Below are 25,361 nucleotides of genomic sequence, written 5' to 3'. Positions count from 1 at the left end.
ATCCTTTCTCAGAGTGCGCCAGCGTTGCGCAGGGCTGCGACGAGCTGGGCGGCAGCGTCGTCTCCGGTGAACATTTCATTCCGGCGGGCCTTCGCGACGGGCTTGGCTCGGCCGGTGACCTCAAGGGTGACGGTGGTGGGCGCAAGGTCGCCTGCGGGGACCTCGTCAAGGGGCTTCTTACCGGCGGCGAGGATGTCCTTCATGCCGGGGACCTTCACGGGTGCGGCGTCGGTGGCCACCGCTGCGACGACGGGGCCATCAACGGTGATAGTGCGGGTGCCACCCGCGGTGGATTGGGTGAGGGTCCACCCGTTTCCTGCCGCCTCAATGGCGGTGACTTCTTGGAAGCAGGGCCAGCCAAGGAAGCCTGCGATGAGAGTAGGGACGATCTTGGCGGATTCGTCGATGGAAGAGTCTCCGGCTAGGACCAGTGTGGTGCCCTCGACCTTCCCCACGAGGCCCGCGAGCGCGCTGGCGACAGTGGTCGCGTTCCAGGTGGTGGTCGCGTCGTCGGCGAGGACGAGGGCGCGGTCCATGCCGCGCGAGAGTGCGCCCTTCTTCGCCATGGACGAGGCGACTGCGCTGGTGCCGACGGAGATGCCGACGACGTCGGTTCCGAGGGAGTCTGCGAGGCTGCGTCCGACTTGCACGGCGACGGGATCGTATTCGGAGATTGCGGCCTTGGCGCGCGACCAGTCGACCACGCCGGAGGGATCAACGGTGGTGTCTTGTGGGTTAGCGGCGTATTTGTACGCGACAACGATGCTCATCGTCTGCTCTTTCTGTTGAAGGTGCGGTTAGCGGTACGGGGGTTGTGAAAACCCTGAGAGATGTGAGGGAAACTCGTTAAGATAGTGATATGTGACCTCCCTCATGAAAGGAGTGTGCGTGGTGACTCAAGCTGCGGTGCTGAGTCCTCCTAAACCTGGCCGCCCTCGTGACGCCCAGCTGGAGGAACGCGTCTTTCGCGCCGCCCTGGACCTCTACGGCGAGGCCGGTTGGGCGGGTTTTAATCTGACAAAGCTCGCCGCCGAAGCGGGGGTGGGCAAATCCAGCCTCTACTCGCGCTGGCTCGACCGTGACGATCTGCTCCACTGCGCCTTCACCGCCCTGGTGACCTGCCCGGGCCCAGTGGGTGATTCGCCCCGCGAAATCCTCGTCAACGAGGCTGACTTCCGCCTGCGCGAATACCTGGGGCCCAATCGTTCCGCGATGCGACGCCTCTTCGTGGAGGCAGGCAACGCTGAAGACCCCATCATCTGCGAGATCTACCGGGATGTCTTCGTCACTCCCCTGTCGGCTATTCACGCCCGCCTGTGGGACTTCAAGCTCAACGGTGAGCTCCCACGGAACACCTCGGTCGTGCGCCTGCTTGATGCGATTGAAGGCAGCGTCCTGATGCGCACCTTCTGCCTGCCAGAAGACGTCATCGACTGTTTCTTGGAGAAGGTTCCGGCCTACGTTGCCGATCTTGTGGACGATCAACTTCACCACCACGAGCCTTCCCGCCAGCTGGAAGATTGAGGGCTACCCCGTAGCGCTGGCCCGGCCATAATGCGCAACAGCGAGTGTTCCACACCCAACGTGGTGGCGCGCCCATGCCCTGGATAGACCATCAGGTTCCCATTCATTCCCGCGAGGCGCGCACAAGAACGCATCATGTCCGCAGGGTTACCCATGACGAAGGCAGTGGAGCCGATCGCTCCGGCAAAGAGCATGTCACCTGTGAAAAGGACACGTTGAGCCTCGTTAAGTAGGCAGATGCTGCCGGGGGTGTGACCGGGGGTGTGCAGGACGGTCAGCTGGTCGCCTCCCCAGGTGACGGTGTCGCCCTCGTGAAGGGGCCGGTCGATGTGGTCAACGGTGTAGTCAACGCCCTCTTCGTCAAAGCCAGACCTGTGTACGTCAGCGACGCCATCAACATCGTCGTGGCCGCATCCTACCCAGCATCCGTAGGTGTCGACGAGTTCGTTGACGGCTCCAATGTGGTCACAGTGGCAGTGAGTGAGGATGATCCCCTCGATGTTTTTGTCTCCCAGCCAACGCAGGAGCACCTCAGGTTGTGCACCAGGATCAATGACGATGGTTCCTGCACTGTTTGTCAGCGCGTAGCACACTGCTTTCCAGGAGCCAACGGTGATCTGCTCAATGGTGAACATGTCAGCGCCCCCTAAAGTCTGGTGAGCCGGTTTCAGCCAGGGTGTAGCCGCGAGTCTCAGGCGCCCAGATGATCGAGACAACAAGCCCCAAGGCGGAGATACCCGCACCAGCAAGCATCGTCATCCCAATGCCGTGGTCAACAATGAAGGCGGGCAACACGTAGATAGACACGACGGTACCGATGCGGCTCAGGGCCATGGCAAAACCCATGGCGGTAGCGCGGATTTCCGTGGGGAACAGCTCATTGGGATAGAGCCATTCGAGGTTGCCCGGCCCACCCGACAGGATCGCGTAAGCAATGAAGCAGCCCATAATGAGGCCAATGCCCGCCCCAGGGAAGAAGCCAATGATGGCCAGGGCCACAGTCATGCCGCCAAAGCAGCCGATAATGAGGGGGCGGCGGCCGATCTTTTCACACAGGTACATGGCGGGGAAGGTGCCAAGCATGAAGAAGGTGCCAATGAGGAGCTCCCCAAGGAGCACATTGCGCCCCTCCCCCAAGCCAACAGCGCTAATGATCTGAGGCCCGTAGGTGTAAAGGGCAAACATGGGAATCGCTTGGCACAGCCAGATGACGCCGACAAAGATGACGCGCTGCAGGTAGACGCCCTGGAGGACCTTACGTACCGAGGTTTTCGCGGCCTCCTCAGCCTCGGGCAGACGCACATTGGCGCCCAGGGTTTCATGGACGATGCGTTGGGCTTCCTCCGCGCGGCCTTTCGACACTAGCCAGCGTGGAGATTCGGGAATATTCCACCGGCCGACGAGGATGGCAATGCAGGGCACCGCAGAGGAGGCAAGCATGTAGCGCCAGCCGTGGGGGGTATGAATGAGGGCGAAGCCGACGAGGGCGGCAACATTGGCTCCCAGATACCAGGCGGCGGCGATAATACCCATCGCTGCAGCCCGGTATTTCTTCGGCGAGAATTCGGCGATCATGGAGGTCGCGATCGGATAGTCCGCGCCGACGGCCACGCCAATGAGGAAACGCAGGGCCACCAACGCCGTGGGCGTGTTAACGAGGGCGCACAGGATGGAGAGGACCGCAATAACGACCAGGTCGATGACGAACATTTTGCGTCGCCCGATCAGGTCAGTGACCCACCCGCCAACAGAGGCGCCGAGGAACAGGCCGACGAGGGCGGCCACGCCCAGCAGTCCGTTCCAGTGGGCGTCAAGGACGAGGTCGGTGCCCATGGCGCCCAAAGCAACGCCAATGATGGATAGGACGTAGCCTTCGAGGAAGGGGCCACCTGAAGAGAAGACAATGACGCGCTTGAGGAGGGGTGTCATCTCCAGGTCTTCGAGGTCAATGACAGGCTCATTACTGCTCATGGTGTTCTCCCTTCTTTCTCGCGAAGGTCTGGTGGTGGTCGTGGGCTGGGAGGAAACGGAGGTCAGGAGGTGGTGGCGTGGGAGAGAGTGTGGTGGAGTCTCTCCCACGCCACGCGTGGGCGCTCAAGAGTCCACGAGGGATGGCCTGCGAGGTTCACGCCTTTGGAAACCCCGCGCGCCTCCCTCAGCGATACTCGATGATGCCCCAGTTCAAGTGCGGCTTCGCGCCAGTTTCTTCAGCGTCAACGTCAACGAGTGCAAAACGCAGTTCGCCCTCGCCAACCTTCCACAGCTGAGTCTTGAGCGTGGAGCCGGGGTGGACGGGAGAGGTAATACGCGTCTTAAAACGCTTAATGCGCTCCGGCTCGCCAGGAACGAAAGCGTTGATCGCGTGGCGCATCACCACACCCGCGTAAGAGATGGCGTGCAGAATCGGGCGAGGCTCCCCATTTTCAGCGGCGTAGTCCCAGTCAATGTGCTGGGGGTGATAGTCGCCAGAAAGCCGGTAGATGAGGGCCTGATTCTCCGGGATCGTCTCAACAACCTCCACGTCAGCGGGACGATCGGGCATGTCAACAATGTCCTTCGGAGGTGTCGGCCCACCCCAACCGCCGTCGTAGATCAGGCAATCCCAGGACTCATTCGTGAACAGGAGGTTCCCGTCAGAGTCATAGGTGTCACCAATGTGCTGGGCGAGCAGGCCTCGTCCTTCACCACGGTCGTAGAGGCCCTCCAGACGCACCATCGTCTCCAGGTGGTCGCTCATCTTCGTAATGGGGCGATGGAAGGTAATGTCAAAGCCCCAGTGCAGGGAGCCAGCATAGTTGTAGCCGTAGTCAATGGTGCGGGTCACCTCTGAGTCGACGATGAGCATGGCACCAAACATGGGCAACACCTTGAGTTTGGGGTCGCGTTCGTCGTGCTCATTGAGATATTCGAGGCCGTCCTTGCCGTCAATGCCCGCGCCGCAGCCCAGAGCAAAAAGCTCTAGGTCGCGGAAGGTGTAGTCGCGGACGAAGGGCCCGAAGGTTTGGCCCACCATGTCGGTATTGATCGCCATTGGTCAGTGTCCTTTCATGGAGTGAATGTGCAGTGAGTAGGTGAAGGGATCGTGGGTTTATCGAGGGTTTATAGGGTGGAAAGAAGATGTTTTTGGACTTTTCCGTAGGTGCCGCGCGGGAGTTCCTCAACGAACTCGACAAAACTCGGCACTTTAAAGGCCGCCAGATGGCGTGAACAGTGATCGATAATCGCGCAGGCACTAAGCTCCACGTCAGGGTCGGCCACAACGAAGGCCTTCACGGCTTGGCCGCGCACACTATCGGGCACGCCAATCACCGCCACCTCACGCACGCCAGGAAAATCGTCAATAATGCCCTCAACCTCAGCTGAAGACACGGACTCTCCCGAGCGTTTAATAAGGTCCACACGCCGATCCACGAAATACACCCAGCCATCCTCGATGTAGGCATAGTCGCGGGTGTAGTACCAGCCGTCCTCGTCCAACACTTCGGCCGTCGCCTCAGGGTTATCCCAGTAGCCCGCCATGAGGCTCACCCCTGGGACTCCGTGAAGGACCAACTCCCCCACTTCACCGTCGGGCAGGTCGGCGCCGTCCTCGTCAATGACGCGCACAGCGTAACCCGGGCCCGCCTGGCCGATGGAGGGCCAACGCCGCTCCCCAACGGGCGGGTCCGTCACCGCGCCAATCAAGCACTCGGTGGAGCCGTAGTTGTTGAGCAACGGCACCCCGAAACGTTCCTCGAAGGCGTCCTTATCTGCGGTGCTCAGCGGCAGGAAGTAGTGCATTTCGCGCACCTGATGGTCGCGCTCATGCGGGTCGACAGGTTGGCGCAGCATCGTTGCCGCAATCATCGCCATCCCCTGAACGAGGGTCGCGCGGTGGATGCGGGCCTGACGCCAAAAGCACCTCGCACGGTAGTGAGAGAGCATAATGAGCGTCGCCCCCAAGGTCAGCACCGGCGCCAGCGCAGAGAGCTGATAGTTCACCCGGGTGGCGACCATGGAGGTCATGTACCGGTCCTCAGGGGTCATCCCCAGCTCCCAGTTGACGAAATTGCCGGAGAAGACAACATTCGCGTGCGTAATCATCACACCCTTAGGCTCAGAGGTGGTGCCCGAGGTGAAGAGGATCTCGCACAGGTCAAAGGGGCTGATCTGCGCTGCGGAGGTGAAGACGTCCGGCTCATGCCAGGTGAGCTCACGCAGGCGGGCAAGGCCAGCGGCGGCGTCCTCGTCCTCGGCGTCCCCCTGCCCCACCACAATGACGTCCTTGACGGTGGTGGGCAGGTGGGAACGCACTTGGCTGAGGTTGCTCGCGCAGGCCACGACCGTGCGCGCCTGGCACAGGCGAAGGATGCGCCCCAGCTCGAAGGGCGCCGAAGAAGCGTCGACGGGGACGGCCACAGCCCCAATCTTCGCCAAGGCCAGCAAGCACTCGACAAACTCGACGCAATTATCGAGGTAGAGCGCCACCTGATCCTTCTCACCAATACCCCGCCTGACGAGGGCGTTGGCACACTGGTTCACCAGCGCGTCAAACTGGCGGTAAGTGAAACGACGGGTCTCATGCGAGTGAGAGTCCTCAAAAACGAGGAACTCATGCTCTGCCCTGTCGTCCACCTGCCGCTGCCACAGCTCAGGCAGTGTGGTGGTCTCCGGCGCGAACTCCGAGCGGGTCACGGCCAATCAGTCCTTGTCAGCAATCTTGACGGTGCCCATCTCGGCCAGGCGCGCGATTTCCTCGTCAGAGTATCCCGCGCGCGCAAGCACGTCACGAGTGTCCTCGCCCAGCGCTGGCATGGGACGCCAGAAAGAGCCAGGGTTGCGGGAGAACTTCGGGAAGGTATTCAGGCCCATGACCTTCTGACCTTCGGCGTTTTCCCATTCGATGAAGCACTCGCGCTGCTTGACGTGGTCGGCAGCCAAAATGTCGGGGAATTCGTTGACGACCTGCGCAGCAATGCGATGGTCAACGAAGTCACGCTGCACGTCGTACTTGGACTGAGTCTTGAGGTAGGCCTCCAGGGTCTCCTGAATGAGGTCAGCCTTGGGGCCATTGAGCCACAGGGCCGACGTGTCCTCGGGATACTCTTCGGTGCCCCACAGGTGACCAAGACCAATGGTTTCCAGCAGGTACTTGTTTTGCGACACCCCATACAGGCACAAGCCAATGTAGCCATCCTTGCATTCGTAGATGCCGATACCGCACAGGTTCTGGTGGCGGGCGCCCGGACGCGGGTAGGTGATGCCCGCGTTCATGAAGTCCATCATGTAGTAGGTGCCCACGCGCAGGAGGGTCTCGTACATGGCCATGTCGATGCTCTCGCCCTCACCGGTGACGCCCACTCGGTGCAGGGCCGCCAAGGAGGAGGAGATAATCATCAGGGAGTTGATGTAATCACCCAGGTAGGGGGAGATATTCATCGGCTGCTCGACAGTGCCATTTTGGGCGACGATGCCCGCATATGCGGCGACCGTCAGGTCGTAGGCAGCCGAATTGACCTGCACGTCATCACCCCACTGGCCAAAGCCAGAGACGTGGACAATGACGAGCTTGGGGTTAACCTCCCAGAGGAATTCATCGGTGATGCCCTTACGCGCATACATGGGGCCCTTGGAGGATTCGATGAAGATGTCGGCGTCCTTAACGATGGCGCGCAAGGCTTCCTTACCTTCATCGGTGAAGGGGTTCATCGAGATGGAGCGCATATTGCGCCTCTCCATTTCCTTCACCCAGGTGGTGTCGCGCATGGAGTCGCCCGTCCACACGTTTTCAATCCAGGTGACGTCGGCGCCCCATTCAGCCATGATGGCAGCGGCGGTGGGGGCGGCGATTTCAACGGCGGAGTAGACGACTTTGACGCCATCAAGGACGCCAAAGGACGGCTTTTCGGTCGGCAGTGCCATGGTGAGGTCCTTTCGTGCGCAGGGGTCAGCGGTAGTCGTAGAGGGCGGAGCGGCCAGCGCTGAGGATCATCATTTCGTCAGTGCCGCCCGAGACGCGGTCTACGCGCAGGTCACGGTAGAAGCGTTGGACGCGGTGCTCGCCGGTGATGCCCACACCCGCGAGCACCTGGAGGGCGTGGTCGACGACCTCGAAGGATGCCTGCGAGCAGTAGTACTTCGCCATCGAGCAATCCCCGCGTGAGAGCATGCCGTGGTCGTGCTTCCACGCGATTTCGTAGAGCATGTTGCGCATGTTGGTCAGGCGGATCTTCATCTCAGCGAACTTGAGCTGGATGAGCTGGTGGCGGGCGATAGCCTGACCGCCTTGGACGCGCTGGTTGGCGTACTTGGCTGCGTCCTCGAAGGCGCAGTAGGCCTGTCCGTAGTTGGTCAGGGCCACCAGGAAACGCTCAAGGTCGAAGTCGGTCACGCCGCGGCGGAAGCCGTTACCTTCGGTGCCGAAAAGGTCCTTTTCTTCGAGCTCGACATTGTCGAAGTAGACGTCACAGCACGAGTCCATGCGCAGGCCCAGCTTGTCGAGGGGTTCCTTGGTGATGCCCGGCAGGCTCATGTCCACGAACCATTCGGTGTAGGTGTCCATGTTTTCACTGTCGCGGGCCATGACCACCAGGTAGGGCACGTGCAGGGAGGAGGTGATGAAGGTCTTGTGACCGTTGAGGTAGACCTTCCCGTCCTTGCGGGTGTAGGTGGTGCGCATATCGTCCCAGGACGAGCCTGCAGAGGGCTCAGTCATGGCGTAGTTGATCATCTGCTTGCCGGTGCCAACGAAGGAGAGGATCTTTTCTTTTTGTTCGTCGGTGCCTTCACGCAAGACGGTGTCCCAGCAGGGCATCTGGTAGAGGACGTAGGTGGGGCCGCCCTCGCGCCCCAGTGCTTCGTAGGCGGCGGTGAGGGTCACCCAGTCGGCGCCCAGGCCGTCGTGCTCTTCGGGTAGGAGGATGCGGTCAAAGCCGAGTTCGCAGATGGCTTCGGTCCATTCGATGGGGTACTCGTGCTTGTGGTCGCACTCGTGGAAGTACTTGTCCCAGTTGCGTGAGCGCATGAGTTCGGTGAATGCGTCTACCATGAGTTGCTGGTCTTCAGACAGTGAGAAATCCATGTCGTGTCACTTTCTGTGCGGGAGCGTCCTTGCTCGGCGGTAGTGGGGTCAGCGGTCAAGAGGGTGTTCGGTGTAGAAGCGGGCGGCTTCGGTGAGGACCTCCATGGTCTGGTCGAGCATCTTGGAGTGATGCAAGAATCCATGGAGGACGCCCTTGACCTCGTTGAGGAGGTGGGGCACCTGGCACAGGGAGAGGATTTCGGCCAGGGTACGAGAGTCGTCCCGCAGGGGGTCTAGGCCTGCGGCGACGATGTAGCACGGTGGGATGCCGTGGTTGAAGTCGTTGGCGAGGATATTGAAGTAGGGGTCGTTTGCGTCGGCTGGGTCGGCAAGGTATTGGCCGAGGTAGTAGGCGTAGTCTTCCTCGGTCAAACCATCCCAGCTGCCGCCCAGGAGACGCATGGACATGGAGTCCTTGAGCCCGTAGGCCCCGTAGAAAAGGAGCAGGGTGCGCACACTGTGAAGAGTGCCTTCGTCGCGCATCATCAGCATCGTTGCTGCCGCCATATTCGCCCCTGCGGAGTCTCCGGCGAAGGAAACGTCGTCGGGGTCGATGCTCCAGGTGTCGGCGTGGTCGCGGATGTGGGTGACAACGTCGACACATTCGTGGATTTGGCGAGGGAATCGGGCTTCGGGGGCGAGGCTGTAGTCGATACTCACAACCGCTGCACCGCTGAGGTGGCACAGGGTGCGGGTGATGCGGTCGTGAGTATCGACGTCGCCAATGACCCAGCCGCCGCCGTGCATGTAGACGATGAGCGGTAGGGTTCCTTCAGCATTGGGCCGGTAGTAGCGTACGCGCACCTCGCCGTAGCGGGTGGGGGCGTTGTAGTCGGTGGAGACGGCAACGGCGGGGCCGCCCTCGTTCCAGAAGGCGCGTTCAGTGCGGTAGGCCTGACGCATCTCCTCCAGGCTCTGTCCGGTGACGTAGGCGTCTTTGGCGAGTTCATTTTGGGTGTCGACCACGCGGCCCATTTGTTCGGTCCACAGGCGAGGGACGTCGTACTTGTGACCCATGAGTGTTCCTTAGGCGTCGATTCGCGCGTTGCGCTTGCGGGCGACAACGACGAGGGCGAAAGCGCAGATCGCGGCGATGAGTGCTGCGCCAGCCAGGATGAGGAAGATCTGGTTGTAGGCAACCGCCGGGTTGTCCTGGTGGGCGTCGCGGATGGATCCGAACCAGATGTAGGAGAAGGTGTCAGGCAGGAAGCCGATCACTGAGAGCAGGCCTGTAGCAGTGCCAAAGACACTGACGGGGACCTTGCCTTCAGTGAGCTGGCTGGAGCAGATACCAAAGACACCGTTGGCGATGAAGGCCAAGAGGATGGCCATGGCGACCGCGACGTAGGCCAGGGAGGCTTCGGCGGGGAGGAAAGCGAAGATGACCAGGCCGATCATGACGACGACTGAGCCTGCGCCGATGACCTTCGAGGGGGAGCCGAGTTTTTCTGCGACGGCACCGAAGAAGGGGGCGGAGATGAGGGATACACCGTAGGTACGGACCGTGCCGACGACGAGGACGATGCCGGGGGCGATGTTCATGACGTTGTTCATGTAGCCGGTGGTCTGGTTGACGCCGGTGTAGAAGAAGTAGACGAAGAAGAGGGTGAGCGCGGCGAGCCAGACGACGGGGTTGGAGAGGACCTGGCCGAGCTGTTTGAAGTTGAAGCCGCCTTCGGAGGAGCCGATTTCGCCTTCGAACTTGGGAATGAAGAGGAAGGAGAGGATCGCCAGGAGCATGATGACGCTGCCCAGGACAAGGAGCAGGGTCCTCATGGGAATGATGTCGCCCTGGTCGGTGAGGTTGGAGACGATGGCCGCGTTGACGAAGCCGAGGATGAGGCCTGCCAGGCCGTAGAAGCCGTAGGAGAGGCCGATATTACGCGAGTAGGCTTCCTCTTCGGAGATGAGGCGGACGAGCTTGAAGCGGATGCCCCACCAGATGAGGATGGTGGTGATGCCCATACCGACGAAGAGGGCGATGAGCATGGTGTAGGAGGGGAAGAAGGCGTACCAGTAGGTGAGGAGGGCGGTGCTGCCAAATCCTACCCAGGCGAGGGTGCGGACACGGACGCGGTCGGCAACGATGCCTGAGGGCAGGTAGCACACGAGTGCCGTCCAGGAGTAGGCGGCCAGGAGCGTACCGAGGGTGGTTGCGACGTTTTCTTGGCTGGCTGCGCCTGAGGCGATGAGGGCTTTGCCGAGGGGTTCGTCGAAGACGTACTGGAGGTACGCAGGCGTGTAGATGATGGAGCTGCCAATGGAGACCAGAATGAGCAAGAAGATGCGGTGGAAGCGTGTGAGGTCATCCGCATGGCGTTCCTGAGTGAGCATACTCAGCACTGTGGCCACCTTTCATACAGTAAGGGCAGGGGTATTGAGCTTCTTCAAGACGCCCGCCGTTTTGCGGTTTTATGTGCCACGAAATGAAGGGTGGCGAAATGCTTTATTTCTGACGACTTTTTGCCATTACCCTGATCGACGTTGACCTTTAAAGTAATAGCGTTGGTCGCCTTCGTCGGGCGCCTTAATGACACTGTATCGACGCTTCCTCAGGGCAGCCTAGACCTTGGTCCCGAGGCATCTATCAGGCATTTTGGACACACCCCGTCCAAAATCCACTTCTCCGCACAGTGGCGCGGATCACGACAGAGGTGTCAGCATTTTGGACGTTTTGGGTCCATTTATCCCAAAATAAAACTCGCAAAAAATTCACAGAAAGAAGGTTTCTCCACCCCTCAGACATCAGACAAAAAATGCCCGCCTGGCTCACTTTTTCTTCAACACAGAGTGACCATATGGTCATTTTATTACGCCTTATATTGCGCATAGTTATCTACTTAAAGAAAACACTTCACCCCTGGCGCCTCTGGTGCCTCTGGTGCCAGCGCCACACCCCAGGGCCTTCGGTACCTTTCATCGCCATCGGCCCATCCCCACACCTTCGGCACACTTCATCGTCATCGGTACGCTTCATCGCCATTGGCACGGAGCATGCCACCCACCAATGACGCTCACCCATACCAATCGCACCCATCCACACCAGCTGGAGACATCCACACCAAGCAACCCCAGCATCAACCCATACCGGCACCACTGGCCTGTCCCAGCACCATTGGCCCACCCCCGCACCTTCGGCACCCTTCATCGTCATCGGTACGCTTCATCGCCATTGGCACGGAGCATGCCACCTACCAATGACGCTCACCCATACCAATGGCGCCCATCCACACCAGCTGGAGACATCCACACCAAGCAACCCCAGCATCAACCCATACCGGCACCACTGGCCTGTCCCAGCACCATTGGCCCACCCCCGCACCTTCGGCACCCTTCATCGTCATCGGTACGCTTCATCGCCATTGGCACGGAGCATGCCAGCACTACGACCATATCCCCGGGAAAACTTGGGCAGAAGAAGCTCAGTCCAGCTAAGGCGGCAGGGTGTGCCACTCGCGGCACGGTTGGGCATATGAGCGAAGCAAAGCACAGGCTCATAGGCACCGGCACTACGCCCACCAGCGTTGAGCCGAGGACGGCAAAGAGCTACAGCAGCTCGGCATCTTTATCGAACCAAAGGGGTGCTCAACATTTTCATCACGAGGCCCCATCAGCAGAGGCCGCACACCGCGCATCGTATTGCGCACGATGAGACTCAACCTCCTCAAGATGCTCCTCTGCCCACAAACGCAACGCCTCAATGGGAGGCACCACACTCAACCCGAGCGGTGTCAGTTGATACTCGACTTTCGGAGGAATGGAGGCCGTCACCTGGCGATCGACAAGCCCATCCCTCTCCATCGAACGCAAGGTCTCGGTGAGAACCTTGGGTGAAATGCCTTGAATTCGCTGCTTGATCACAGTGAAACGGTGAGGTGTTGCGTCAGCAAGGACTGTCACAATGAAGGGCGTCCAGCGGTCGGTGAGATGCCGCAGCACGGTGCGCGAAAGACAATGGGAGTTCAAAATGTCCGCAGTTTGCATGGCCTCCTCCTGTGTCAAGAGTCACTCTAATGGTTACGTTGAGGTAATAAGTTACCCAATGATACCGTCTTTTATGTCGGACACATCAAACGAAAGGCTTCTGACATGAAAATCGCAGTGTTTGGTGCTACCGGAATGGTAGGTTCAGCCGTGACGACGGAAGCTCTGATGCGCGGACACGAGGTTACCGCACTGTCACGCTCAGGCTCCTCCATTGACCAAGCTCAGGGCCAAGTACTCGACTTTAAGAACACAGACGCTGTTCGCAATACGATTGACACACACGATGTCTCACTGATCGCTATTCCAGGACGCGATGACTACGAAGCCATTGTCAGTGCACATGAGGCCCTCATTGCCTCTGCCCCCATTGGACGCTTCATTGTCGTGGGAGGTGCTGGTGCGCTCGAGGTCAACGGAACTCGCCTGCTTGATCTTCCTGGTTTTCCCGAAGAATACCGCCCCGAAGCCTTGGCTTTTGGACGCGTATATGACGCCTATCGCAGCGCCTCCCCAGAGCTGAATTGGACCCTGGTAGCACCTTCCCCACAGATCGCTCCAGGCACTCGAAGCGAGGAGTATATCGTCGGCGCAGATTCCCCTGTCGGAGACTACGTCTCTACCCAAGATTTCGCCGTCGCCATCGTGGACGAGATGGAAACCCCCACACACAATCGTCAACGTTTCACCGTTGCCTCCACTCCAGCCTGATAACAAAATGGCCCCACCACCGTGGAGCACACGCTGGCGGAGCATCCAAAAGCCGGTGGGAGGCCACGTTAGTGTGGCCTCCCACCGGCTTTCGCAGGAGATCCCTCCAGAAAAAAGCTAAAGCAGCCCCAGTGCCTTCATGGCATTAGACAGTCGCTCAATCTCGTCGTCATGTGGCGCGACAAGTGGCAGGCGAACAGTGGGCGAGGCAATGGCTCCCTGCAGGTAGACAGCCCACTTAGCCATAACAGCCCCCTGCCCTCCGCCCATGATGGCATCAACGAGGGGCTGGACCTGGCGGATTATTTCGCGTGCTTCCTCAAGCTCTCCCCTATCGAAAGCATCAGTCATCCGCCGGTAGTAGGGTGCGGCGACGTGGGCGACGACAGAGACAGAGCCAGAGCCTCCTGCTTCCAGGAAGGCCAGGTTCAACCCATCATCGCCGGAGTACCATTCCAGCCCGGTGCGACGCAGACGCTCAGCGCCCTGGGCAACGTTGCCGGTGGCGTCCTTGAGCGCGTGAATGCGCGGGTGGTGTGCCAGCAGGTCAATGGTTTCATCACTCAAAGCCAAGCCGGTGCGCCCAGGAATGTCGTAGAGCATGATCGGCAGGTCAACAGCGTCCGCAATAGCGCGAACATGCGCTTGGACGCCCTCTTGGGAGGGGCGATTGTAATAGGGGGTGACAACCAGCAGGCCATGGGCCCCGTTTTCTTGGGCGCCTTGGGCAATGCGCACGGCGTGCGCCGTGTCGTTGGAGCCGGCTCCACAGAAGACAAATACCTCTTTGCCAACAGCTTCGATGACTGCTGCGGTGAGCTCGTTCTTCTCGGGCTGGTGGGTGGTCGGCGATTCACCGGTTGTGCCCGATAGGAGGATGGCGTCACAGCCGTCCTGGACAAGCTTTCGTGCTAGACGCACGGCTGATTCAACATCCAGTGCTCCGTCTTCGGTGAATGGAGTGACCATTGCGGGGGCGAGGGAGCCAAATGTGCGAGTAGCGTGTGTTGTCATACTCTCAACCCTAGGCGTCTAGCATGAGCAGGATCACAGCTGTCCACATTGTAGCGCCCACTTTTGAGAAGGCTTCCTTCAGAATCCGCACAAGCGGGACGTGCGACCCAGATACAGCGCGCCGCCCTGTCAGCCTGCAGCTACTCCGCTGCAGCGAGGCTCCCGCGCTCGCAGCCCCGCCCTCCCAGCTCCCAGCCTGACCCGCTAGCCTGACCCGCTAGCCCGCCCTGCCAACCCTCAACCGTCAGCGCTCAACCGTCAGCACTCAACCGTCAGCGCCGCGCGCTCACCCCTTTAGCAGGAACCGTCAGGCCAGGCTCGTCCACCACAGATGCTCGTCCGCGACGGCTCCAGGCATTTGCAGTTGCCGACGCAGGCCAGAGGGGGTGAACCCCGCGCTTTGGAGGAAGCGCACGCGCGCCTCGTCCTCGGCCCCCACCCAGATGCGCAGGTTCGGCGCGCCGCAGGTTTCAGCTAAGGCGTTGAGCAGGCGCGACCCGTGTCCTGAACGCTGGAAGTGGGCGTTGACCTCGAGGGCGACGATCTCTGTTCCTGCGGGGATGGCTGGGCGCTTGTCGGGGATTTCGGGGAGTTCCTCGCCGGGGATTGCGCAGATGAAGCCACCAACGCTTTGCCCGTGGATGGCCACGAGGGTGTGGCACCCCTCAGGTGCGGGCGCCGTCAGAGTTTGCGCCCAGTGTTCCTGGAAGGCGCGCGCATCAGGCAGAGCGGCGATGACGTCACTCATGCTCTCGGCGGCTTGTGCAGCATTGAGTACCGCCTCGATATGACTTTCGAGGGCGGCCCGTTGGATAGCTCCGATAGCCTCGGCGTCCTCGGGGCGGGCGGGGCGCACGGTGCGGTCGGTGCCTGCGGGCGCGGCGCCCGAAGAAGAATCGTGGGTGTGTTCCCCAGCGCCGTGGGTGTTGCAGCAGCTCTCGCTCATACCAGCCCCATCACAGCGTCGAGGCCGACAGTGAGCCCGGGTAGGCGGTCAACGGAGCGCACGGCCAGCAGAACGCCGGGCATGAAGGAGATGCGATCAAAGCAGTCGGTGCGGATGGTCAGTTGCTCGCCGGCATTGCCGAGCAGGATCTCCTCGTGGGCAACCAGGCCGCGCAGGCGCACGGCGTGCACGGGCACGCCCTCGATCACACCGCCGCGCGCGCCCAGCGGGTCAGAGCCCGTAGCATCAGGCATGGGTGCGCAGTCGGCCTCGGCGCGGGCGCGGGCGATCTTTTGCGCGGTGGCAACGGCCGTACCCGAGGGGGCGTCAACCTTATTGGGGTGGTGGAGTTCGATGACTTCGGCGCTCTCAAAGTAGGGGGCGGCGAGGGCGGCGAAGTGCATGGCGAGGACGGCGGAGATCGCGAAGTTAGGGGCGATAATGACGTTGCAGCCAGCGTCAGAGGCGTGTTCACGAACGCGGGCCAGCGACGCCTCGTCCCACCCGGTGGTGCCGACGACGACATTCACCCCGGCGTCGAGGAGGGCGTGAACGTTGCCTTCGGTGACGGAGGGGACGGTGAAGTCAACGGCGACGCTCGCTCCTGCCAGGCTCTCGACGGTGATGGGGGTGTCAGCATCAAGCTGAGCGACACATTCCATGTCGGAAGCAGCGGCGACGGCCTCGACAACGGTGGATCCCATGCGCCCATTGGCACCGATCACGGCAACTTGAATCATTGGTGTCTCCTGTCAGGCGGCGCGTTCAGCGGTTTTTCGGCATGACGACGGCGCGGCGCAGGGCGTGCGAGGCCAGCTCAGCGGCCAGTTCGCGCACCTGTTCGGCGGTGACGGCCTCAAGGCGCTGCAGGGCTGCGCCGACGGTCAGGTAGCGGCCTTGGATTTCGGAGCGTCCCACGCGCGACATGCGTGACCAGTTGTCCTCTAGGCCGAGGGCGAGGCCGCCGCGCAGTTGGCCGCGCACGCGAACCAGTTCCTCCTCGGTGGGGCCGTCGGCGGCGAGCAGGTGGAGTTGGTCGGTCATAATGCGCTCGACTTCAGCCAGCTTCGCGGGGGAGGTTCCGGCGTACATGCCGAAGGCTCCGGCTTCGGAGTAGGCAGAGTCGAAGGCGTAGGTGGAGTAGGCCAGGCCTCGTTTTTCGCGGACTTCTTGGAAGAGGCGCGAGGACATGGAGCCACCCAGAACCGAGAGGAGCACGGACATGACGGGGCGGCGTTCGTCGCCGACTCGCATGGAGGGGGCGCCGATAACAATGTGGGCCTGTTCGACGTCCCGGTAGCGGATGATGTCGCCAGCGTCGGGGCCTTCATTGGGGTCACGGTAGGTTGCCTGGGCGCTGTCGGTGCTGCGCCTGGGTCGGGGGACGGAGTAGTCCTTCATGGCCTCCGTCCAGGGGGACTTTTCGAGCTCTTCGATGACCTTGTCGACGAGGGCGTCGTGGTTGACGTTGCCAGCGGCTGCGACGACGAGGTTATTGGGCGCGTAGTGGGTGTGGTAGTGGTCCCACACGTCGTCGCGCTGGACGGCTCGGATAATGTCGCTGGTTCCACCGATGGGGCGTCCCAGGGGGGTGTCGCCATGGATGGCGAGTTGGAAGGCTTCGTGGACGACCTCGGTGGGGCTGTCTTCTGACATGGCGAGTTCGCCGAGGATGACGCCGCGTTCGGTTTCGAAGGCTTCGGGCGCAAGGAGGGAGCCGGTCACCATGTCGGTGAGGGTTTCCACGGCCATGGGCAGGTCTGCGTCGAGGACGCGCGCCCAGTAGTCGGTGGTTTCCTTGCCGGTGCCCGCGTTTGACTCACCGCCCACACCGTCGAAAGCGGAGGCGATGTCGAGGGCGCTGCGCTTCGCGGTGCCTTTGAAGAGGAGGTGTTCGAGGAAGTGGGTGGAGCCCGCGTGCTGCGGAAGTTCGTCCCTGGAGCCCACGGGCACCCACATGCTCACACCAACCGAGCGTGTGGCGGGCACTTCTTGGCTGATAATGCGCACGCCGGAGGGGAGGATGGTGCGGGTGACGGTGGTGTCGCCGTCGGCGAAGCTCATCGCTGCGGGGTGGGTGGTGCCGCTAGGCGAGGCCGGTGTTTCGTCGAAGAGCGGCAGTTCAATGAAGGGTGAGCTCAATGGAGGTTCCTCATGGAGTGGGGGCATTCCCCATGAGTTTACTGCGCTCGGTAGCTGCGGTGCTCTATCTGTCACTACGCGGGATCAGGCGGCCATTGACAAGATCAAGGTCTGCCCGATAAACGACTGCGTCTCCCGTTGCTTCCGAGATTGTTGGCCGGAGGGGCACAAAACGCGTGAAACTTGCCTCTCCACCAGCACGCCGCTGATAAACCAGTTTGACTCGTATGGCAGATTCGAGGTCGTAGTCCAGCGGTAGTGAGAGGCAGAATTTACCGTCATGCCCTTCCTGTATTGAGGCTGAGGCCGTGTAGACCTCGTCATTGCCAGTGTTGACATAGATCGTGGCCGTGGTTCTCATAAGGACATCATCGAGAGGGAAGCGGACAGTGATGCCTCCTTGCATGGGAGCCAAAGAACACTCTGGCGTGCCGTCATACTGGCTGCTTCGTTCCATGAGGAAACGGGGTAGTCCCCATGTGTCCACGACATAAAAGAGACTTGCAGCACCGACGATTACGCCCAGCAAGGCGCTCATGGTTGCGATGAATCCCCGAGAGTGAAGTGGGCCCCGTTTTACCTCAGCACCCATTAAACTCCCCTCCTCTATGTGCGCCTCAACGAATTTTCCTGTAAAGCCTAACTCGCTTTAAAGCGTCATAGAGGGGAATCCACAGTCGTTATTTTGGGTTTTATTCTTCTGTGCTGGGGAGTAGGGCGCCGTCCTTGACATCGAGGTTGAGCTGGTAGACGTGGGGTGGGCATTCGGGTCCGTTGGGTTCAACGAGGACGGGCTGGCCCTTGGCCGTGAGGGTGGTTTCCTGCCCTTGGGCGTTGGTGTAGGTGAGGGTAACGGCGAGGTCGACCTCGTAGCCGTAGTCGACGGGCAGGAAGAGGTAGTCCTGGCCGCTGTCATTAGCGGCCGTTGTAATTTCTGCGGAGAGGAGGGTCCCACTTCCATCGTCCACGGTGAGACGAGCCTTGGAGCCGGGGGTGATTTCCTTGGTGGGCAGGGCAATATTGATGCCGCCTTGGGCGCCGATCTGTGTGCAGGCAACAACATCGTCGGGCATGGAGGGTTCAGCACCGGTGTGTGGCGTCAGGTTCCAGGCGCTCATCACTGCGTAGGTGCCAACGACACCGACGACGACACCGAGGATGACGCTCAGGGTTGCGACTACTGCTTTGGGGGCGCCTTGTTCTGCTGCCATGACTTTGCCTCTTCTTTGATAGCTTTTGTCCTAGCCTAACCTTTTACGCAGTTCAGCGCCATCTACGGTACAGATTTACCTGCCCATTCCTCGGCACACGACACCAGCCTTTCGTCCGTTACCTCCTGCGGATGGTCGCTATTTCTGGCTCGCAGCAGCATTGGTACGGCGTAGCAGCATTGGTACGGCGTAGCAGCATTGGTATACCTCAGCAGCATTGGTACGGCACAGCGCCTCCGGTAGGGGGCATACCCCATACCAACAGCGCCCAGGCACACCAACAGCGCCCGGGCAAGCATAGCGCCTGGGCATTGCTACACCTCAGCGGCATTGGTACGGCACAGCGCCTTCGGTAGGGGGCATACCCCATACCAACAGCGCCCAGGCGCACCAAAGCGCCCGGGCAGGCACAGGGCCTGGGCATTGCTACACCTCAGCAGTATTGGTACGGCACAGGGCCTGGGCATAACAATAGCCCCGAGTAAGCACAGGGCCTGGGCATTGCTACACCTCAGCGCCATTGCTACGGCACAGCGCCTCCGGTAGGGGGCATACCCCATACCAACAGCGCCCAGGCACACCAACGACGCCCAGGCACACCAAAGCGCCCAGGCAAGCACAGAGCCTGGGCATAACAATAGCCCCGAGTAAGTACAGGGCCTGGGCATTGGTACACCTCAGCGCCAAGGTACTGGACCGACTCAGTGCCATTGGTACGGCACAGCGCCTTCGGTAGGGGGCATACCCCATACCAACAGCGCCCAGGCGCACCAACAGCGCCCAGGCACACCAAAGCGCCCGGGCAGGCACAGGGCCTGGGCATTGGTACACCTCAGCGCCAAGGTACTGGACCGACTCAGTGCCATTGGTACGGCACAGCGCCTTCGGTAGGGGGCATACCCCATACCAACAGCGCTCAGGCGCACCAAAGCGCTCAGGAGCAGCAAAAGCCTGGGGTGGTGACTGCTTGGCAGTCACCACCCCAGGCCCTCTTTCAGACTATGCGTGTCTTAGGCACCCTTAACAGTGCGCGCTTAAGACAGGAAGTCGGAAGTCTCACTCCCCTGCTTCGTCAGCGTCTTCGCGCTTGCGACGAGTGCGGGTGCGGGGACGACGCTCGCGGCGTTCGCCGCGATCGCGGCGGCCCTCGGAGCGTTCGCCACGCTCGGAGCGCTCACGGGGAGCGTCCTCGCCAGCTTCTTCCTGAGCAGCTGCTTCCATTTCCTCGGAAACAACAGCGTGCAGGGACAGCTTGCCGCGGTCACCGATCTCAGCGATCTCAACCTCAACCTGCTGTCCGACAGCTAGGACGTCCTCAACGGATTCCACGCGCTTGCCACCCACCAGGCGACGCACCTGCGAGATGTGCAGCAGGCCGTCCTTGCCGGGGGTCAGGGAGACGAAAGCGCCGAAGGAGGTGGTCTTGACGACCGTGCCCACGAAGCGCTCGCCAACCTCAGGCATCTGGGGGTTCGCGATCTGATTGACCATGGCGCGGGCGGCCTCAGCGGCTGCGCCGTCAACGGCGGCAATGTAGACGGTGCCGTCGTCCTCGATGGTCAGGTCAGCGCCGGTTTCGTCCTGGATCTGGTTGATCATCTTGCCCTTGGGGCCGATGACCTCGCCGATCTTGTCAACAGGCACCTGGACGGTGATGATGCGAGGAGCGTAGGGGCTCATCTCATCGGGGCCGTCAATAGCGTCGTTGATGACGTTGAGGATAGCCAGGCGTGCGTCGCGGGCCTGGGCGAGGGCGGCGCGCAGCAGCTGGGAGTCGATACCGTCCAGCTTGGTGTCAAGCTGCAGGGCGGTGATGAACTCAGCGGTGCCAGCGACCTTGAAGTCCATGTCGCCGAAGCCGTCTTCAGCGCCGAGGATGTCGGTGAGGGTGACGGACTTGGTTTCGCCGTCAACCTCGCCGGTCATCAGACCCATGGCAATGCCGGCCACGGGGGCGCGCAGGGGCACGCCGGCCTGGAGCAGGGACAGGGTGGAGGCGCAGACAGAGCCCATCGAGGTCGAACCGTTGGAGCCCAGAGCCTCGGAAACCTGACGGATGGCGTAGGGGAAATCCTCGCGGCTGGGCAGGACGGGCTTGAGGGCGCGCTCTGCCAGGTCGCCGTGGCCGATCTCGCGGCGCTTGGGCGAACCCACGCGGCCGGTTTCACCGGTGGAGAAGGGCGGGAAGTTGTACTGGTGCATGTAGCGCTTGGCGGTCACCGGCGAGAGGTTGTCCAGCTGCTGTTCCATGCGCAGCATGGCCAGGGTGGTCACGCCCATGATCTGGGTTTCGCCTCGCTCGAAGATGGCCGAGCCGTGGACGCGGGGCAGGACCTCGACCTCGGCGCCCAGGGAGCGGATCTGGGTGGGGGTACGGCCGTCAAGGCGGATGCCCTCACGCAGGGTGCGCTGGCGGATGGTGTACTTCTCGAGGGAGCGGAAGGCTGCCTTGAGTTCCTTTTCGGCCTCGGGGTGCTCTTCAGCAAGGGCGTCAAGCATGTCGGCGCGCACGGCGTCAACGGCCTCTTCGCGGGCCTTCTTACCCTCGGTGAGCAGTGCGGCGGCGAGCTTGTCGCCCACCCACTTTTCAACAGCTGCGTACTGTTCGTCGGAGTAGTCGAAGAACAGGGGGAATTCAACGGTTTCCTTCGAGGCGGTCTTGGCGACCTCAAGCTGGGCTTCGCACAGGACGCGGATGAAGGGCTTGGCGGCTTCGAGGCCGTCAGCGACCACGTCTTCGGTGGGTGCGGTGGCGCCAGCGGCGATGAGATCCCACTGGTTTTCGCCGCCGCCGGCCTCGACCATCATGATGGCGACGTCTTCGCTGCCGTCTTCGGCAACCACGATGCGGCCGGCGACGACGATGTTGAAGACGGAGCGCTCCAGTTCAGACCAGCGAGGGAATGCCACCCACTGGCCGTCAATGAGGGCCAAGCGGGTGCCGCCGATGGGGCCGGTGAAGGGCAGGCCGGCGATCTGGGTGGACATGGAGGCGGCGTTGATGGCGAGGACGTCGTAGGCGTCGTCAGGGTGTGCGGCGAGCACGGTTTCGACAACCTGAACCTCGTTGCGCAGGCCCTTCACGAAGCCGGGGCGCAGGGGGCGGTCGATGAGGCGGGCAGCGAGGATGGCCTCGGTGCCGGGGCGGCCTTCGCGACGGAAGAAGGAGCCGGGGATCCGGCCTGCTGCGTAGGAGCGCTCTTCAACGTCAACTGTCAGGGGGAAGAAGTCGAATTGATCCTTGGGCTGCTTACCAACGGTGGTGGCAGACAGGATCGCGGTTTCGTCGTCAAGGTAGGCCATGGCGCTACCTGCGGCTTGCTTGGCCAGGCGGCCGGTTTCGAAGCGCACGACGCGCTTGCCGAAACGGCCATTGTCGATAATCGCTTCTGCTGCGATGATCTCGGGGCCTTCCATCATGGGGAATTTCTCCTTGGTGTTACTTCTGTGAAACATGGTGAGGATTCACGCCCCGAGTCGGCCTTCGATCGAAGCCCACGGCGTCGTCGATCGCGTACTCCTTGCGGGGGAGGTGACCAGCGGTCCGTAAGCCACTGTCGAAAACCGGGTCGGCTGCGGCGTTGTCCTCTACGTAGTGAACCGGCCCGGTTCCAGATGGATCCGGGCCGGTGACAAATCAGCGGCGCAGGCCGAGACGTTCGATGAGGGAGCGGTAGCGCTCGATGTCAATGTCGGCCAGGTAGCCCAGCAGGCGCTTGCGGCGACCAACCAGCAGGAGCAGGCCACGGCGGGAGTGGTGATCGTGCTTGTGGGTCTTGAAGTGCTCGGTCAGGTCCTTGATGCGGCGGGTCAGCAGCGCAACCTGGACCTCGGGGGAGCCGGTGTCGCCCTCGTGGGTAGCGTATTCGGCGATGATCTGGTCCTTGACGTCCTTGCTCAGCGGCACAGGCTTCTCCTTTGTGTCGTTGCACGGAGCTCCACAGCTTTTCTGCAGGGCATACGTTCCGTGGCCGATATGACGGCTTGTCTAGGTTAGCACGCTCAGCCTCATCTGAATGCCCTCGTCACCATAAGGTGTCCCATTCCTCTTTCCTCTCTCCAGCAGGTGATGGAGCACACCCGTTATTAGTTGCGCACGCAATCAATTTTCATGCTACATTCTTCTCATGACTCAACATCAGGACTGGGATGCTTGGCAAAGCTACCTCTTCACCGCCTCAAGAATACTTGCGGGCGCAGAGGCTGACTTGCAGGCGCGCGCTCAGATCGGCCTATCCGACTACGACGTCCTCATCTCCCTCTACCACGCCCCCCAACACCAACTCTCCATGTCCTGTTTGAAGGAAACCGTCCTCGTGACCACCTCGGGCCTGTCCCGCTCCGTGTCCCGCATGAGCCAACGCGGCTGGGTCACCAAGGAAACCTCCCCCGAAGACCGCCGCAAGGTCAGCCTCGCCCTCACCCCAGAAGGCCTGGCCGCCATCGAAGCGATACGGCCCCACCACCACGAATACGTGCGCGAACACTTCTTCGACGCCCTCAGCGCCAAGGACCAACAGGCCCTCGGCCTCGCCCTCGCCCATCTGAGCGACCACCTCACTTCTTAAACCCCCGCGCCACACACAACCGGCACCACACCCCAAAGGATGCACCATGCACATCGGCGTATTCTCCGTTTCCGACATCAGCACCGACCCCACCACCGGACGCACCCCCACCGAAGGTGAACGCATCAAAGCCGTCGTTAAGATTGCCAAGGCCGCCGAAGAAGCGGGCCTGGACGTCTTTGGCCTGGGCGAACACCACAACCCGCCGTTCTTCTCCTCCTCCCCCACCACCACACTGGCCTACATTGCCGCCCAAACCAGCCGCATCCACCTGACCACGGCCACGACCCTCATCACCACCAACGACCCGGTGAAGATCGCCGAAGACTACGCCATGCTTCAGCACCTCTCCGACGGGCGCAATGACCTGATGCTCGGGCGCGGCAACACCGGCCCGGTCTACCCGTGGTTTGGTAAGGACATTCGTGACGGCATCTCGCTGACCATCGAAAACTACGACCTGCTGCGTCGCCTGTGGGATGAGGATGTGGTCAACTGGGAAGGCAAGCACCGCACTCCCCTGCGCTCTTTCACCTCCACGCCGCGCCCGCTCGACGGGGTTGCGCCTTTCGTGTGGCACGGCTCGATCCGCTCGCCTCAGATTGCCGAGCAGGCCGCCTACTACGGGGACGGGTTCTTCCACAACAATGTTTTCTGGAAGGAAGAGCACACCAAGGCCATGATCGACCTCTACCGCGAGCGCTACGAGCACTACGGGCACGGCCGCGCCGATCAGGCGATTGTGGGCGTGGGTGGGCACGTCTTTATGAATAAGGATTCCCAGAAGGCTGTTGACTTCTTCCGCCCCTACTTCGACCACGCGCCGGTGTACGGTTATGGCCCGTCTTTGGAGCAGTTCATGGCGGATACGCCGCTGACGGTGGGCTCGCCCCAGCAGGTCATTGATCGTTACGCCGCGATGCGGGACAAGTTTGGCGACGTGCAGCGCATGATGTTCCTCATCGACCATGCGGGCCTGCCGCTGGAGGTTGTGCTCGAGCAGGTGCACATTTTGGGTACCGAGGTTGCTCCCGCCTTGCGGGAGGCCTACGACAGTGCGCGCCCCGCTGATGTGCCTGACGCTCCTACTCACGCTTCTCGCGTTGCCGCTCGCGACGAGGCCCTGCGCGCCGCTGGCGAGGCGGACTGGGATGCTGAGTACCGTTTCGAAACTGGTGACAACTGGACTGGCCTGCGCGCCGAGGATAAGGCTCGCGGTGAGGGAGGGGAAGGACAGTGAGTGCGTTGAAGCTTGTTGTTGTCTCGGCTGGGTTGTCGGTGCCGTCCTCGACGCGCATGCTTGCTGACGCGTTGACCGAGGCCGTGCGCGCTGCCGCTCTGCGACCCGTCGCCCCTTCGGTTGATAGCGCGGTTGAGGTTCGGGTTCTGGAGCTGCGCGAACTGGCGATGGATGTTGCGCAGGTGATGGTGACGGGTATGCCTGCTGCCCGCGTGGAGGATGCCCTGGATGCTCTGGAGGCTGCCGATGCGGTGATCGCGGTGACGCCGATTTTCGCGGGTTCCTATTCGGGCGTGTTCAAGTCTTTCTTTGACCTGGTGGGCACCGAGCGTCTGGCGGGCAGGCCGGTTCTCCTGAGTGCCACGGGCGGTTCGGCGCGTCATTCCCTGGCTATTGACCATGCGTTGCGTCCATTGTTTTCTGCCTTGCGCGCCCACGTTGTACCGACGGCCGTGTATGCGGCGAATGAGGATTTCGGGGCCGCGTGGGGGATGCCTGCTGGCGGCGTGGGGGCTAGTGGCGCCGGGTCTGGCGGCGTCGGTTCTTCCGCCGCTTCGGGCATTGCCGAGCGCATCCGCCGCGCTGGCGCCGAACTCGTTGCTTTGGTCAATGCCGTGCGTTTGCCTGCCCGCCACCAGTGGCGGCCTGACGAGGCCGACGCCGCCGGGCAGAGTCGGGTGGGGAACGTTGCCCCTGGCGTGGGGACGACGAGCCTCGTCAACTCCGGCAGTGCTATTGGCGCTGAAGGCATACCCGCTACTGTTGGCGCGCCCGCTGCTGTCGGCCCTGTCGGCGCACCGGGTGCTGGCTCGACCGCACCACTGCTGAAGTCGGATGGGACGAGTGGTCGCTTGCGCCCCGATCTGGCTGACTTCGTCCCCATGACAGAGCTCTTCGGGCAGCGTTAAAGGAAGGCCCCACCTGCTGGGTACTGCTAATTTAGCCCAAATTAGCAGTACCC

Annotated in this window: 23 protein-coding genes; 5 read left to right on the top strand and 18 right to left on the bottom strand. The window is 61.7% G+C overall.

Annotated features, from left to right (window positions below; genetic code table 11):
- Positions 1–8: 8 nt before the first annotated feature.
- The gene (locus HWX48_RS01230) at positions 9–770 is read right to left on the bottom strand and encodes an electron transfer flavoprotein beta subunit/FixA family protein (protein ID WP_175953872.1); all 762 of its coding nucleotides are present in this window, start codon (positions 768–770) and stop codon (positions 9–11) included.
- A 118-nt stretch (positions 771–888) separates the two neighbouring features.
- Here HWX48_RS01230 and HWX48_RS01225 point away from each other — a divergent pair, with 118 nt between their 5' ends.
- Positions 889–1,524, top strand: a complete 636-nt coding sequence (locus HWX48_RS01225; RefSeq protein ID WP_254872898.1) for a TetR/AcrR family transcriptional regulator — start codon at positions 889–891, stop codon at positions 1,522–1,524.
- On the opposite strand, the gene HWX48_RS01220 is transcribed toward HWX48_RS01225, so the two are convergent.
- The 9 genes from HWX48_RS01220 to HWX48_RS01180 all read right to left on the bottom strand — a co-directional run bounded on the left by HWX48_RS01220 (position 1,488) and on the right by HWX48_RS01180 (position 12,568).
- The gene (locus tag HWX48_RS01220) at positions 1,488–2,159 is read right to left on the bottom strand and encodes an MBL fold metallo-hydrolase (protein ID WP_175953870.1); all 672 of its coding nucleotides are present in this window, start codon (positions 2,157–2,159) and stop codon (positions 1,488–1,490) included. The two genes, HWX48_RS01225 and HWX48_RS01220, sit on opposite strands and share 37 nt — an antisense overlap.
- A 1-nt stretch (position 2,160) precedes the next feature.
- Positions 2,161–3,495 (bottom strand): MFS transporter, encoded by a 1,335-nt coding sequence (locus HWX48_RS01215; RefSeq protein ID WP_175953868.1) that lies wholly within the window; start codon positions 3,493–3,495, stop codon positions 2,161–2,163.
- A 184-nt stretch (positions 3,496–3,679) separates the two neighbouring features.
- On the bottom strand, positions 3,680–4,555 hold the full coding sequence (locus tag HWX48_RS01210; protein WP_175953866.1) for a MaoC/PaaZ C-terminal domain-containing protein: 876 nt from the start codon (positions 4,553–4,555) through the stop codon (positions 3,680–3,682).
- Between the two features lie 68 nt (positions 4,556–4,623).
- On the bottom strand, positions 4,624–6,198 hold the full coding sequence (locus tag HWX48_RS01205) for an AMP-binding protein (RefSeq protein ID WP_175953864.1): 1,575 nt from the start codon (positions 6,196–6,198) through the stop codon (positions 4,624–4,626).
- A gap of 6 nt (positions 6,199–6,204) precedes the next feature.
- Positions 6,205–7,425 (bottom strand): L-carnitine CoA-transferase, encoded by a 1,221-nt coding sequence (gene caiB, locus HWX48_RS01200; RefSeq protein WP_175953862.1) that lies wholly within the window; start codon positions 7,423–7,425, stop codon positions 6,205–6,207.
- A gap of 25 nt (positions 7,426–7,450) precedes the next feature.
- Complete coding sequence (gene caiA / locus HWX48_RS01195; protein ID WP_175953860.1) at positions 7,451–8,584, bottom strand: crotonobetainyl-CoA dehydrogenase; 1,134 nt, start codon at positions 8,582–8,584, stop codon at positions 7,451–7,453.
- Positions 8,585–8,632: 48 nt separating this feature from the next.
- Entirely contained in the window at positions 8,633–9,601 is a 969-nt protein-coding gene (aes, locus tag HWX48_RS01190) for an acetyl esterase (protein ID WP_175953858.1), read from the bottom strand.
- A gap of 9 nt (positions 9,602–9,610) precedes the next feature.
- Entirely contained in the window at positions 9,611–10,918 is a 1,308-nt protein-coding gene (locus HWX48_RS01185; RefSeq protein WP_175954310.1) for an MFS transporter, read from the bottom strand.
- A 1,263-nt stretch (positions 10,919–12,181) separates the two neighbouring features.
- A complete protein-coding gene (locus HWX48_RS01180) occupies positions 12,182–12,568 on the bottom strand; it encodes a helix-turn-helix domain-containing protein (RefSeq protein ID WP_175953856.1) in 387 nt (128 codons plus the stop codon).
- A 105-nt stretch (positions 12,569–12,673) separates the two neighbouring features.
- Between HWX48_RS01180 and HWX48_RS01175 the strand changes: the two genes are divergently transcribed.
- A complete protein-coding gene (locus tag HWX48_RS01175; RefSeq protein WP_175953855.1) occupies positions 12,674–13,279 on the top strand; it encodes an NAD(P)-dependent oxidoreductase in 606 nt (201 codons plus the stop codon).
- A 117-nt stretch (positions 13,280–13,396) separates the two neighbouring features.
- Here HWX48_RS01175 and dapA read toward each other — a convergent pair whose 3' ends face one another.
- The 8 genes from dapA to rpsO form a co-directional block, all read right to left on the bottom strand.
- Entirely contained in the window at positions 13,397–14,293 is an 897-nt protein-coding gene (gene dapA / locus HWX48_RS01170) for a 4-hydroxy-tetrahydrodipicolinate synthase (RefSeq protein ID WP_175953853.1), read from the bottom strand.
- 307 nt (positions 14,294–14,600) lie between these two features.
- On the bottom strand, positions 14,601–15,239 hold the full coding sequence (locus tag HWX48_RS01165) for a GNAT family N-acetyltransferase (protein ID WP_175953851.1): 639 nt from the start codon (positions 15,237–15,239) through the stop codon (positions 14,601–14,603).
- Complete coding sequence (gene dapB / locus HWX48_RS01160; RefSeq protein WP_175953849.1) at positions 15,236–15,979, bottom strand: 4-hydroxy-tetrahydrodipicolinate reductase; 744 nt, start codon at positions 15,977–15,979, stop codon at positions 15,236–15,238. Before dapB ends, HWX48_RS01165 begins: the two co-directional genes overlap by 4 nt.
- Positions 15,980–16,004: 25 nt before the next feature.
- Positions 16,005–17,303 (bottom strand): pitrilysin family protein, encoded by a 1,299-nt coding sequence (locus HWX48_RS01155; protein ID WP_175954308.1) that lies wholly within the window; start codon positions 17,301–17,303, stop codon positions 16,005–16,007.
- A 142-nt stretch (positions 17,304–17,445) separates the two neighbouring features.
- Positions 17,446–17,919 (bottom strand): hypothetical protein, encoded by a 474-nt coding sequence (locus HWX48_RS01150; protein ID WP_175953847.1) that lies wholly within the window; start codon positions 17,917–17,919, stop codon positions 17,446–17,448.
- A gap of 154 nt (positions 17,920–18,073) precedes the next feature.
- A complete protein-coding gene (locus tag HWX48_RS01145) occupies positions 18,074–18,592 on the bottom strand; it encodes a hypothetical protein (protein ID WP_175953845.1) in 519 nt (172 codons plus the stop codon).
- A 1,056-nt stretch (positions 18,593–19,648) separates the two neighbouring features.
- On the bottom strand, positions 19,649–22,012 hold the full coding sequence (locus HWX48_RS01140; protein WP_175953843.1) for a polyribonucleotide nucleotidyltransferase: 2,364 nt from the start codon (positions 22,010–22,012) through the stop codon (positions 19,649–19,651).
- Between the two features lie 217 nt (positions 22,013–22,229).
- On the bottom strand, positions 22,230–22,499 hold the full coding sequence (rpsO, locus tag HWX48_RS01135) for a 30S ribosomal protein S15 (protein ID WP_124868065.1): 270 nt from the start codon (positions 22,497–22,499) through the stop codon (positions 22,230–22,232).
- Positions 22,500–22,719: 220 nt separating this feature from the next.
- Here rpsO and HWX48_RS01130 point away from each other — a divergent pair, with 220 nt between their 5' ends.
- Genes HWX48_RS01130 through HWX48_RS01120 form a run of 3 tightly spaced genes read left to right on the top strand, consistent with a single transcriptional unit; the run spans position 22,720 to position 25,308 of the window.
- On the top strand, positions 22,720–23,160 hold the full coding sequence (locus HWX48_RS01130) for a MarR family winged helix-turn-helix transcriptional regulator (protein ID WP_175953841.1): 441 nt from the start codon (positions 22,720–22,722) through the stop codon (positions 23,158–23,160).
- A 46-nt stretch (positions 23,161–23,206) separates the two neighbouring features.
- A complete protein-coding gene (locus HWX48_RS01125) occupies positions 23,207–24,400 on the top strand; it encodes a CE1758 family FMN-dependent luciferase-like monooxygenase (RefSeq protein WP_175953839.1) in 1,194 nt (397 codons plus the stop codon).
- Positions 24,397–25,308 carry a CE1759 family FMN reductase gene (locus HWX48_RS01120; protein ID WP_217701568.1) on the top strand — a complete coding sequence of 304 codons (912 nt, stop codon included), beginning with the start codon at positions 24,397–24,399 and terminating at the stop codon, positions 25,306–25,308. Before HWX48_RS01125 ends, HWX48_RS01120 begins: the two co-directional genes overlap by 4 nt.
- Positions 25,309–25,361: the final 53 nt, after the last annotated feature.

The sequence above is a fragment of the Schaalia sp. Marseille-Q2122 genome, assembly GCF_903645355.1.
In the GTDB taxonomy this organism is placed as follows: domain Bacteria; phylum Actinomycetota; class Actinomycetes; order Actinomycetales; family Actinomycetaceae; genus Pauljensenia.
This window is presented reverse-complemented; position numbering and strand designations above follow the sequence as displayed.